Source organism: Streptomyces xinghaiensis S187 (genome assembly GCF_000220705.2).
In the GTDB taxonomy this organism is placed as follows: Bacteria; Actinomycetota; Actinomycetes; order Streptomycetales; family Streptomycetaceae; genus Streptomyces; species Streptomyces xinghaiensis.
On the sequence record NZ_CP023202.1, the window covers coordinates 6,941,255 to 6,952,858 of the forward strand.

Below are 11,604 nucleotides of genomic sequence, written 5' to 3' on the forward strand. Positions count from 1 at the left end.
CGTTACTCGAAGCGGGCGGTGTCGCCGGCCCCGCGGCGTACGATCTCGGCCACGCCGTCCGAGAAGTCGATGACCGTGGTGGGTTCGGTGCCGCAGTCGCCGGAGTCCACCACGGCGTCCACCACGTGGTCGAGCCGTTCCTTGATCTCCCAGCCCTGCGTCAGCGGCTCCTCCTCGTCGGGCAGGAGGAGGGTGGTGGACAGCAGCGGCTCACCGAGTTCGGCGACCAGCGCCTGCGTCACCACGTGGTCGGGGATGCGGACCCCGACCGTCTTCTTCTTCGGGTGCAGCAGCAGGCGCGGCACCTCCTTCGTGGCGGGAAGGATGAAGGTGTAACTGCCCGGTGTCGCCGCCTTGATGGCGCGGAACACGTCGTTGTCGACCCGCACGAACTGGCTCAGCTGCGCGAAGTCCCGGCAGACCAGGGTGAAGTGGTGGCGGTCGTCGAGATTGCGGATCGACCGCATCCGGCTGATGCCGTCACGGTTGCCCAACTGGCATCCCAGCGCGAAACAGGAGTCCGTCGGGTACGCGATGAGCGCACCGGAGCGGATGCTGTCGGCCACCGTGCCGATGGTGCGCTGCTGGGGGTTCTCCGGATGCACATCGAAATACTTCGCCATTCGCCGACCCTACGTGATCAGAACGCATGTGCCGCCGGCCGGCGGCTGCTCGGGGCTTGCGGCGGCGGGGCCGGCCGGTGCGCGGGGAGGACCGCGAAGGCCGGGCTCCGTCCGGATGCGCGGCTGCGGCCCCGGGGCCCCCGCCGTGCGTGTACGCGGTCCGCGGTCCCGTCCCGCACCGGTCCGTGCACCACGGCCCGGCCAACGCCGCAGCGCCGGAAGATGGTTGCCTCGCCGGAAAGACCGTGCCGCTCACTGGCCGAGCCCGGCCTCCCGGCCCTACGCTGCCATTTTGCTGGATCACGTGATCGACCAAAGAGACGGCCGGGTGATGGGGGCATGGTCGGGCGAGGGACGCCCTCCGGCGGAGGACCCGCGGGAGAGGCCGCGCGCAGGATCCCCGTCGTGCCTCCCGCGGCCGGGGAGACCGCACCGCCCCGGGTGGGACGGAGATGGGTGACCGCCTATGTGCTGGCGATGGCCGGCGTGGCGGCGGGCTGGTTCGGCCCGATCCAGATCCTGCTGCCGGCCCAGGCCGGACGCCTGGCGGGCCCGGAGGGCAAGGAAGCGCTGCTGGCCCTGGTCACCGGATACGGGGCGGCGGCGTCCCTCGCCGCCAATCCCCTCTGGGGCGCGGTCTCGGACCGGCTGCGCTCCCGCTGGGGACGGCGCAGGCCGGTGTTCGTGGCCGGTACCGGCGTCGGCGTGCTCGGGCTGCTGGTGCTCTCGGACGCCACCTCGGCCACCGGCATGATGACCGGCTGGATCCTGGTGCAGGTCGGCCTGAACGGCCCCCTGGCCGCGCTCGCCGCCCTGCTCGGCGACCGGGTGCCCGACGGGCAGCGCGGCACGGTCGGCGCACTCTTCGGCGTCGCGCAGATCGCGGGCGTCGTCCTCGGCACGGCTGTCGCGGTGGCCCTGGGCGAGGGAGCCCTGGGGTACGCGGCGCTGGCCGTCGCCGTGCCCGCCCTCGCCGTGAGCCTGCTCCTCGTCCACCGCGAACCGGCCGCGTCCGGCCCGCCGCCCGAGGTCCGGGCGCGCGCGTCCCGGCGGGCGGTCCTGCTCCGCCCGGGCGGGCAGTTCGGCTGGGCCTGGCTGATCCGCTTCCTGCTGAACCTGGTCAACGCGCTGGTGCTGCTCTACCTGTACTACTACCTCGACGACGCCGTCGGCGCCGGCGACCCCGGCACCCTCGTGCTGGCCGTGACCCTCCTCAACGTCACCGTCGCGGGGGTGTGCGCCGCCGCCGGAGGCGTGCTGTCGGACCGCCTGCGCCGGCGCCGCGCCTTCATCGCCGCCGGTGCGGGCCTCCTGGCCTGCGGCGCGGTGCTGATGGCGCTGCTGCCGGCCGTGCCGGCCGTCCTGGCCGCCGCCGTCCTCGTCGGCGCCGGCTGGGGGTTCTTCGTCGCGGTCGACATGGCCGTCATCACGCAGGTGCTGCCCGACGAGGAGAGCCGCGCGACCATGCTGGGCATCGCCAACATCGCCGGCACCCTGCCCCAGCTGCTCGCCCCCGTCCTGGCCGCGCCCCTGGTGACCCGGCTCGGCGGCTACCGGACCCTCTACCTCGTGACGGCGGCCGTCGCGCTCCTCGCGCTCGCCTGCCTGCCGCGGCTGCGCGACGTCACCCGGCACCCGGCCGCGCCCGGAACCTGACCCCGTCTCGGAAGGACTCCCCGTGCCCCCGTCACCACCCCTGCTCCCGCCGGGTTTCCGCTTCGGAATGGCGACCTCGGCGTACCAGATCGAGGGCGCCGCCGGCCTCGACGGCAAAGGACCCAGTATCTGGGACACCTTCACCGCACGCCCCGGCACCGTCCGCCACGGCGAGGACGCCCGCACCGCCATCGACCACTACCACCGGTACGAGGAGGACGTCACGCACATCGCGGAGGCCGGCGCCCACGACTACCGCTTCTCCCTCTCCTGGCCCCGGGTCATGCCCGAGGGCGGCACCGTCAACCCCCGGGGACTCGACTTCTACGACCGCCTGGTGGACCGCCTGCTCGAAGCCGGCGTCCGCCCGGTGCCCACCCTCTACCACTGGGACCTGCCCCAGGCGCTGGAGGACGCGGGCGGCTGGATGAACCGCGCCACCGCCCACGCGCTCGCCCGCTACGCGACCGCCGTGGCGGAGCGGCTCGGCGACCGGGTGCACGACTGGATCACGATGAACGAGATGAACGTCCACACCCTCTACGGCTACGCCCTGACCGACCACGCGCCCGCCCGGGGACTGGGCCTCGCCGCCCTGCCCGCCGCCCACCACCAGCTCCTCGCCCACGGCCTCGCCGTCCGGGCGCTGCGCGCCCACGGGGCGGCCCGCACCGGCGTGGCGAACCAGCACTTCCCGGTCTCCCCGGCCGGCGGCGACCCGGCCGACACCGAAGCGGCCGCGCTCTTCTCGGACCTGACGAACTGGACCTTCTCCGACCCGATCCTGCGCGGCGACTACCCCGGCGAACTCATCCGGGCCGCGACCGGCACCGCGGAACCGCGACTCGCCGAGGACCTCGAACTGATCAGCGCACCGCTCGACTTCTACGGCGTCAACTACTACGAGCCCACCGTGATCGAGGCGCCGCGCGAGGGCAAGGACTACCGAGGGGTGATGGAGGTCGACATCCCCGAGGGCCTGCCGTTCTCGCCCGTGCCGGTCGCCGGCGCCGAGCGCACCGACTTCGGCTGGGCCATCGTGCCGTCCGCGCTCACCGGCATCCTGCGGGAACTGCGCGACCGCTACCCGGCCCTGCCACCCGTCGTCGTCACCGAGAACGGCGCCTCCTTCCACGACGCCGCCCCCGACGCCCGCGGACGGGTGGCCGACCCCCGCCGGATCGCGTATCTGGACGGGCACCTGCGGGCCGTGGCCGACGCGGTCGCCGCCGGGGTCGACGTGCGCGGCTACTACGTGTGGTCGGCGTTCGACAACTTCGAGTGGGCCGCCGGCTACGACGAACGGTTCGGCCTCGTCCACGTCGACCGCGCGACCCTGCGGCGGACGCGCAAGGACTCCTGGTACTGGTACCGCGACGTGATCGCCGCACAGCCACCGGCCCCGGCCCCGGACCGGCCTCAGGCCACCGGCGGCGCCGGCGGCCCGGGCGCCGCGAGCTGACCGACGAAGGCCGTGGCCAGGCGCGACAGACGCTCGCCGCGGCCCTCCTCGGCCCAGCCGTCGACGAGGCTGAGCAGCGTGCTGCCCTCGACGAAGATGATGAAGTCGTCGATCACATCCTCGTCCTCGACCCCGGGACGCAGCTCACCGCCCTCACGCGCCTCCCGCAGGCACACGCGCAGCAGCTCCCGGATCTCGCGGTGGGAGTCACGCCGCGCCGCGGCCAGCCGGGGACTCGACAGCGCCGCCCCCGCGAAGGCCACGTTGACGTGGGCGTCGGCGGTCCGCTCCTCGTCCAGGGGGAGCACGGCGTCCAGGGCGGCGCGCAGCGCGGCGAGGCCGGACAGATCACCGCCGAGTCCGAACGCACGGGTGACGATGCGCTGGTAGACGGCCGTCTGGGCCGCGACGAGGATGTCGTCCTTGCCGCCGAGGAAATGGGCCAGGACGCTCAGCGAGCATCCGGCCTCGTCGGCGATGGCCCGGGTGGTGGTGCCCTCCACGCCGCGGGCGCGGACCACCCGCCAGGTGGCCGCGAGCAGTTCCGCCCGCCGCCGCTCGTGGTCCACCAGCTTCGGCACCCGCCCAGCCTACCGAGACGGGGACGGCCGCCCCGCCCACCGGTCAGGAGGCCGCACCGGTGTGGCAGATCCGGACGCCCGCCGGCGGCCGGGGCCGGAGCACGTGCCCCGGCCCCGACCGCCGTCACTCCGCCGTCACTCCGCCGTCCGCGGCTCAACGGCCGCGCCGGCGCCGCGTGTCGTCGGCGTCCGAGTCGATCCTCTCCTTGCGGACCTGCTCGGAGACCTCCTGCTGCTCGGTGACCGTCTCGGTGTCGAGCCGGACCCGTTCGACCGGCACGGTCTCCTTCTCCACCACCGGCCGTTCCTCGTGGAGGGTTACCTCGTGCTCCTCCTCGGAGATGGCGGGCCCCCGCATGGCCCGGTCGCGGTTGGCCTCGGTGATCGGCTCCCGCTCGACACGGACCTCTTCGTGACTCACCGGCACGGTGCGGGTGACGTTCTCGGTCACGACGTGCTTGCGCAGATGGGCCTTGCCCGACTCGACGGACTCGGTCCCCACACGGAGCCGCTCCTCGGAGCGGGTCATGGCTTCGTCGGTGGTGGGCCCGGAAGTGTCCCGCCCGACGGGGCGGCTCCGCTGCTCACCGGCGGGCGAGCCCCTGCCCCGCTCGCCCCCGGTGCGGCCCGCGGCGGCCTCAGGCCGCTGCGCCTCGCCCCGGGGGATGCCGTAGTAGCGGTACAGCTGCGACTCCTCCGACTCCGAGACGTGGCCCTGGCCGGCTTCGACACGGGGAGCGTTCTTGACCTTCTCCTTGTCGTACGGGAGCTCCAGGGACCCGTCGGCGAGCCTGGCCTCGGCCAGCGGGACGAAGGACTCCTTGGTGCCGAACATGCCGGTCTGCACGGTGGCCCATTCCGGGCGGTTGCTCCGGTCGTCGACGTACACCTGGCTCACCTTGCCGAGCTTGCCGTCGGTGCCCACGGCGGTGCTGTCGGCGACCCGGTCGAGGTCCTGGTACGAGATCACTGGCTTCTCCCTGGGAAATACGGACGTGCGGCGCACGCCGGTCGGTCTGTGTTTCGCGGGAGGTGTGGCTCCCCCGGCGGACGGCGACGGGGCCGGTCGCCCGCCGGTGTCCGCGTCGGGCCACCGGGGCGGCCCCCGCCTGGCTGCGGGCGCCCCCTCCCTCCCTCGTCACGCGGTACCCGCACAGATATGCATGAACCGCATGAAAGAGACATTCCTCGGGGGTGGGTGCGGCTCGGCGGGGCGGCCGCACGGCAACGGGGGATGAGGGCTCAACCGGCCCGGGGGACAGCCCGGCGTTCCGCGATCCGCCGCGCACGGCAGCGCGGCGAGCCCGCCTCTGCGGCATTGACCCGCGCCGGAGCCGGCTTTACCGTGCGCAAGGGTCGCAGCCCCCCGGGGGGCGGGGGATGCGCGGACGCTACCGGAGAGGACAGTGATGGTGTTACGCCGCTTAGCGAGGTCGCGTCACCGGTGGGCCCTGGCCCGGGCCGCTGGTCTCCTGGCCCTCTGTGCCGCGATGACGGCACCCCTTCCGGCCTCCTCGGCGCGGGCGCACGCCGCGACACCGTTCCAGGACCACGGGCGGCTGCAGGTGTGCGGGACGGCGTTGTGCGGCGAGGACGGCCGGCCGGTGCAGTTGCGGGGGATGAGTTCCCACGGTACCCAGTGGTTCGAGCACTGCCTGACCGGCGCCTCCCTCGACGTCCTGGCCCGGGACTGGGGCGCGGATGTGTTGCGGGTGTCGACCTACGTCCAGGAGGACGGATACGAGACGGATCCCGCCCGCTTCACCGACCTGGCGAGCCGTGTCATCGACCAGGCGACGGAACGCGGGATGTACGTGATCGTGGACTGGCACATGCTCGACCCGGGTGATCCCCGCGTCAACAAGGAGCTGGCCGCCCGCTTCTTCGCCGATATCACCGAGCGCCACGGCCATCAGGACAATGTCCTCTACGAGATCGCCAACGAACCGAACGGTGTGGGCTGGGAGGCAATCAGGAGTTACGCGCAGGACATTATTTCTGTTGTGCGGGCCGGCGATCCTGATGCTGTTGTGTTGGTGGGCACCCGTGGGTGGTCGTCGCTGGGTGTTTCGGAGGGTGCGGACGAGTCCGAGATCGTGGCGGATCCGGTGGATGCGGGGAATGTGATGTACACCTTCCACTTCTACGCCGCCTCGCACGGGGAGGAGTATCTGCGGGCCCTGTCTCGTGCGGCGGCTGAACTGCCGCTGTTCGTGACCGAGTTCGGCACGCAGGACTACAGTGGTGATGGCCCCGACGACTTCGCCATGGCCCAGCGCTACCTCGATGTGATGGCGGAGAAGAACATCAGCTGGACCAACTGGAACTACTCCGACGATTTCCGCAGCGGCGCGGTTTTCCGGCCGGGAACGTGCTCGGGCGGGACGTGGGCCGATCCCGGCGCGTTGAAGGGTGCTGGGGTGTGGGTTCGGGATCGTGTCGCTTGAGGGGTTCTGTGGTGTGGTGTGCTGCCGTCGGCATGGTTGTTTTGTGTTGCTGGGGGTGTGGGGGGCTGTTGATGTCCGGGTGATGGGTGGGGGGGTATGGCGATGATGGTTTGTTCGGGTTGGTGATTCCGGTGGTCGCGGGCGGGGGGGGTGACTTACATATCGGGGGGTCCGGTCACGGTATGCCGGCTGGATGTGGTTCCGTACAGGTGTAGGTGAGGGCCGCGGTGGTGTGTTGGCGGGGGTACGGAGCCGGCGCTTTCTGGGGGGTGCTGTTCTTGTGCGGTCCCCCGTCCGGGTGCAGGTCCCGGCTCTTGGCGTGTTCGTGGCGGGTGGTGCCGTCTTGGTTGCTGCTCCCGGGGTGGGTGTGCGGGCCGTGGCGGAGTGTGCGGGTGGACGACCGGGTCGGCGGGTCCGGTATGTGCGGCGTGTGTTCCCGGGGTTGTGTCGTGCCGCGGCCGCCCGGCGGGGATGTCACGCCGGGGTCCGCTTGTTTTTGTCCGGGTCGTACTTGTTCCGGGTGTTGTAGCGGGTCGTCGATGGTGTCGTCCGGCGTCGGCGCCGTCTTCGGGCGGTGTACCGCCTCGGCGGTGTCGATGCCGGCCACGCCGGCCGGCTCCGTATCGTTGCGGGGGAGTGTGCTCAGTGCCCTGGTGAGGGGTCGGCGTCGTCGGCTGCCGCATGCTCTGTGCCGGTGAGGTGTGTCCCTGCCGGGACCGGGAGAGTGGTCGGGTGTCGGCCGGGCCGGATCTCAGCCGTCCCCGGTGGCCGGCTGCCGGTGGCCGGCTGCCGGGGAGCGGTTCCGGCGGCGGGGGCTGGTGTGTTGTCCGGTTTCCCGGGGGCGGCGGCTTCCCGCGGCGCCGTTTCCCTCTTCTCCGGCACCTCCGCGTCCGCGGTTCGGCCGGCCGGCTCCGCTGCGACCGCCCGGGCCGGACGCCCCTTGCGTGATGCAGCGGCCGGTTTCCGCTGCGTTGTTTCGGGTCGGGGCCTTCGTCGAGACGCCGGTGAGCGTTGTCGGCATCCGTCCGGTCCGTGCCGGTCCTGCCGTGGCTCCTGCTGTCACCGATCGGCTTCAACGTGTCGCGTGCTTTCGCGCTGCGCGCCGGCGCAGGAGTCCGGCACCGGACTGGCCAGCGTCATCCAACCGGTTCCTGTCCGGTCGGGGGCCGGTCGGCGGGCGGGGACATCGCTGGGGTGTTGGCGGGTGTGCGTGTGCCGGTCACTGGTGTGTTTCCTGTACTGCGGCGCAAGTGGGTCGGCTCGGGTTCCCAGCGCAGTAGGTCTCCCGGCTGGCATTGGAGTACTTCGCAGAGCGCGGCGAGGGTGGTGAAGCGTACTGCTTTGGCGCGGCCGTTTTTGCGTACCGCCAGGTTGGCGGGGGTGATTCCGACGCGGTCCGCGAGGCAGGAGCGCGGCAGCGCTGTGGCTGCGAGCGTGTCCACCCACCGGGAACCTGCCTGGCGGAAGCGGAGCGGGGTATCGAGTCACGGCGGAGCCAGGACGGAGGTGAAGGGGTGCGCAAGAGGGCTGGTGTTGCCCATGGCGCGGATGGCAAGTGCCTGAAGGTCGGTTGCGGTCATGCCCGCGAAGGCGCGGAAGTCGCGTGCGAGATGAGCCTGGTCGTGGTAGCCGCACGCGGCGGCTGTCTCGGCCCAGGTCGAACTCGGCTTCAACAGCCTGGTCAGAGCCCTTTGGAAGCGGAGTATGCGGGCGGCACTCTTGGGAGCGAGGCCGATCTGTTCCGCGAAAAGGGCCTCCAGGCGGCGACGGCTCCGTCCGGTTGCTTCGGCCAGCTGCCCGACCGGCAGCGTGCCGTGACTGGCCTGCAGCAGGGACCAGGCCTCCGACACCACTGGCGAGGGCCAGCAGCGGCTGTCCGCGAGACGCGTGGAGATGGATGCGTCGAGAATCTCCCAGCGGCTTTCCCAGCTGGATGCGCGGGCGAGCTGCTCGGTGAGGTCGGCGCCCCAGTGCCATCCCAGTACGTCCACCGGGTGGACCATGGTGTCGGCCAGGCGGTGAAGCGGCATGCCGAGGAGCGCGTAACTTCCCAACGGCGTCAGTTCCACCTGCACGCCGTGGCCCGTGCCACCGGTGTGGCTGATCACCGGCCCGGTCTGAAGCCCCAGCAGTACCGCATTCCAGCTCTTGTGTGGTGATTTGTGGTTTGGGGTGAGGTTCAGTGGGGCGCCCCATGTCAGACAGAGTGTCACGGTGGTTGAGGGGAGGTTCAGTCTCCGGGTGAGGGGGGCTGTGCTCATGTGGTAGCCGGTGTAACTGACTACATGTGTGTGTAGCCGGGCTGGAGGATGGCGGTGGACCCGGCCGGGTTCGGGGGTGGGATTGTTCGGTGCCGGTTTGCGGGTCACCATTGTCGCCTTTCTCGTTCCGTTTGATTTTGGGGACACGGACCCGGCGGGGTGGGTGTGGGTGCGTGGCGCGGGTCGTGGTGTCAGTGTGCTGGTGGTCGCCATGGGCGGTGGAGCGAAGATCACGCCATCCGGGTGGCGGTCGACGCGAAGTCCTTTCCTGTGGAGGCGGCAGATGCTGACCGGTGACCGGTGACTCGTCAACGCCGGAACCTTCCGCCATCTGATGCGCTGGTGCGAGCAGTGGCCCGACCGCCGCTTCGCGGTCGAGGGCGCCGGCGGCCTGGGCCGCTCACTCGCTCAGCAGCTGCCCGCCGCGGGCGAGGACGTGGTCGACGTGCCCTCCACCCTGTCGGCCCGGGCCCGGCTGCTGGCCACCTGCCGGGCCTGGGCACCGTGCCGGCCGCGAAGGTCCTCGGCCACATCACGGACATCAGCCGATTCCCCACCGAGCACCACTTCGCCGGCTGCACCGGCAGCGCACCCCTGGACGCCTCCAGCGGCAACAACGCCCGTCACCGGCTCGACACCGGTGGCAACCGCGCTGAACTCGGTGCTGCACACGATCGCCGTCTGCCAGATCCGCGACGGCGGGCGCGGGCAGGACTACTACCTCCGCAAGATCGGTGAGGGAAAGACTCCTTCGCAAGCCCGCCGGGCCCTGAAACGACGTCTGTCCAACGTTGTCTACCGGATCATGAAACGGGACCACCGGAGCCACCTCGCCCAGGCCACTTGACACACACAGGCGCTATCAGGTCATGCCCGTCCGGCCGCGTGCGTGGTGACGCCCGGTGGGCCGGCAAATCCCCAGTCGGGACCTCAGTCAGTTGGCGAGTCAGACCCACCCGCAGCGTCACCACGCCACATCCTCACTGTCAGTTGTGTCGGTGTGCGGTCACGGTGTTCCGGCGGGGGATCCGGTCGCCGGCCGGATGCCCGGCAGGCTCGGGGCAATGCCCTGGACGGTGCCGTTGTCCGCTGGGGCGTGGTGGCCGGTTGCGTGGTGCGCTCCGCTCGCGGACCGCAGGGCGGTCACGTCGGTTCGTCCATGCTCTGCACCGTCGTGGCCTGGTCGGTTCGATGGGCGGGTCGGCGCCGCCGGCGACAGCGCCGCTGTGGAGTCCTCCTTCTTCGCTCTCCCGCAGAACGACGTCCTTGACCGCCGCGCCTGGGCCGCCCGCCAGGGCCTGCGGATGGCGATCGTCGCCTCGATCGGAGGGACCTGTCACCGGCGCCTCCGGCAGCTAGGGTGGGGTTGGTTGGCTCTGTCGGGTTGGAGATCGCTATGGTCCCTGCTGCGGTTGTTGTGGTGTGAGACTCCACGGTTACCGGACTGTGCGGCGGATTCCTGGGTTTGAGGGAGCCCGTGAAGTCGGGGTCAGCTCAATTGAGGTGATGCGTCCGGGAGTTGATTCTTCGGTGGCGGTGGCAGCGAGCTTGTTGATCTGGGTGGGGGTGAGGTTGGTCAGGGCGCGGAAGTCCCGGTTGAGGTGGGCTTGGTCGTAGTAGCCGCATGTGGAGGCAGTCTCGGCGAGGGTCCGGGCCGGGGGCGAGGTGATGGCTTTCTGGAAGCGTAGAACCCTGGCCAGGGCCTTGGGGGAAAGCCCGATCTGTTCGCTGAAGAGCGTCTCCAGTCGGCGTCGGCTGCGACCGGTGGTTCGGGCGAGTTCGCTGACGGTCACCTGGCCGTGGGCTCGGCGTAGTCTGCTCCAGGCTTCCAGGACGACCGGAGAGGGCCACCGCCCCTCGCAGAGCCGTGAGGTGATCGCGTCGTCGAGGACGGCACATGCCTCCGGCCAGTCCGAGGCCTGCACCAGTCGTTCGGTGAGCCGGGCAACCCATCGGTGCCCAAGGATCTCCTGTGGATGGGTCGCTCTGTTCGCGAGGTGGTGCAGGGGGATGCCGAGCAGGCGGTAGGCGCCCAGCGGTGTGAGTTCTACTTGTACTCCGCAGGCCGTGCCGGAGATCTCGCTGATGTCGGCGTGGGAACACAGGCCAGCAGCCATCGCCTCCCACGTGGTTCCTTCTCGCTCCCGGGCGTAAGGGTCGTGCAGGCGTATCGGGTCGCCCCACCCGAAGAACAGGGTCACCGTGCACGCGGGAAGGTGGAGCGTGCGCCGCGGTTTGCCGTGCTCCACCCCGTAACGGGCGTAGTTCACCACGTCCGCCCGTAACCAGCCGGGCGCCTGCCGCACGTGACCCTTCACTTCCTCTCGCACGGCCTCATCCCCCTGAATCGGCTCCTGGCAATGGCGCCGGCCACACTCCTGCGGCCGGAACGCATGACGGCTCCCAAGAGTCCTCGGCCGCGTTGCTTCGCATTCGTACAAGCCGCCCAGCCTGCCCCTGGAGCAGTCTGCTGACTACGTCTCCGGCCTGTGAAGACCAGATCAGGCCGGGGGCCGGTCCACGCCGTCCGGCCATGCGGGTGCGGGGCACGCCGAGTACGCGATGCCCCACAAG

The 11,604-nt window shown here is 71.2% G+C and carries 10 protein-coding genes; 4 read left to right on the plus strand and 6 right to left on the minus strand.

Annotation, left to right across the window (positions count from 1 at the left end; translation table 11 throughout):
* Positions 1–2: 2 nt before the first annotated feature.
* A complete protein-coding gene (locus tag SXIN_RS29755) occupies positions 3–623 on the minus strand; it encodes an L-threonylcarbamoyladenylate synthase (RefSeq protein WP_019707887.1) in 621 nt (206 codons plus the stop codon).
* A 456-nt stretch (positions 624–1,079) separates the two neighbouring features.
* On the opposite strand from SXIN_RS29755, the gene SXIN_RS29760 reads away from it, so the two are divergent.
* Both SXIN_RS29760 and SXIN_RS29765 read left to right on the plus strand, forming a co-directional pair.
* Positions 1,080–2,279, plus strand: coding sequence for an MFS transporter (locus SXIN_RS29760; RefSeq protein ID WP_019707886.1), 1,200 nt, complete (start codon positions 1,080–1,082; stop codon positions 2,277–2,279).
* A 22-nt stretch (positions 2,280–2,301) separates the two neighbouring features.
* Positions 2,302–3,741: a GH1 family beta-glucosidase gene (locus SXIN_RS29765; RefSeq protein ID WP_192883646.1), complete on the plus strand. Its 1,440-nt coding sequence runs from the start codon at positions 2,302–2,304 to the stop codon at positions 3,739–3,741.
* Here SXIN_RS29765 and SXIN_RS29770 read toward each other — a convergent pair.
* Both SXIN_RS29770 and SXIN_RS29775 read right to left on the minus strand, forming a co-directional pair.
* Positions 3,699–4,322 (minus strand): TetR/AcrR family transcriptional regulator, encoded by a 624-nt coding sequence (locus SXIN_RS29770; protein ID WP_019707884.1) that lies wholly within the window; start codon positions 4,320–4,322, stop codon positions 3,699–3,701. The two genes, SXIN_RS29765 and SXIN_RS29770, sit on opposite strands and share 43 nt — an antisense overlap.
* 154 nt (positions 4,323–4,476) lie before the next feature.
* Positions 4,477–5,292: a DUF2382 domain-containing protein gene (locus SXIN_RS29775; protein WP_019707883.1), complete on the minus strand. Its 816-nt coding sequence runs from the start codon at positions 5,290–5,292 to the stop codon at positions 4,477–4,479.
* Positions 5,293–5,812: 520 nt separating this feature from the next.
* Between SXIN_RS29775 and SXIN_RS29780 the strand changes: the two genes are divergently transcribed.
* Positions 5,813–6,769: a glycoside hydrolase family 5 protein gene (locus SXIN_RS29780; protein WP_238153894.1), complete on the plus strand. Its 957-nt coding sequence runs from the start codon at positions 5,813–5,815 to the stop codon at positions 6,767–6,769.
* 1,136 nt (positions 6,770–7,905) lie between these two features.
* Here the strand turns inward: SXIN_RS29780 and SXIN_RS32595 are convergent.
* A complete protein-coding gene (locus SXIN_RS32595) occupies positions 7,906–8,211 on the minus strand; it encodes a helix-turn-helix domain-containing protein (protein WP_238153895.1) in 306 nt (101 codons plus the stop codon).
* A 42-nt stretch (positions 8,212–8,253) separates the two neighbouring features.
* Complete coding sequence (locus tag SXIN_RS31410) at positions 8,254–8,877, minus strand: AraC family transcriptional regulator (protein ID WP_019707881.1); 624 nt, start codon at positions 8,875–8,877, stop codon at positions 8,254–8,256.
* 657 nt (positions 8,878–9,534) lie between these two features.
* Between SXIN_RS31410 and SXIN_RS33110 the strand changes: the two genes are divergently transcribed.
* The gene (locus SXIN_RS33110; protein ID WP_202859806.1) at positions 9,535–9,768 is read left to right on the plus strand and encodes a transposase; all 234 of its coding nucleotides are present in this window, start codon (positions 9,535–9,537) and stop codon (positions 9,766–9,768) included.
* Between the two features lie 698 nt (positions 9,769–10,466).
* On the opposite strand, the gene SXIN_RS29800 is transcribed toward SXIN_RS33110, so the two are convergent.
* Positions 10,467–11,360 carry a helix-turn-helix domain-containing protein gene (locus tag SXIN_RS29800; protein WP_157916227.1) on the minus strand — a complete coding sequence of 298 codons (894 nt, stop codon included), beginning with the start codon at positions 11,358–11,360 and terminating at the stop codon, positions 10,467–10,469.
* Between the last annotated feature and the right edge of the window lie 244 nt (positions 11,361–11,604).

Excerpts from the sequence above, each read along its gene's own strand:
- SXIN_RS29780 (WP_238153894.1), top strand. The coding sequence starts at position 5,813 with ATGACGGCACCCCTTCCGGCCTCCTCGGCGCGGGCGCACGCCGCGACA.
- SXIN_RS29755 (WP_019707887.1), bottom strand. The coding sequence starts at position 623 with ATGGCGAAGTATTTCGATGTGCATCCGGAGAACCCCCAGCAGCGCACC.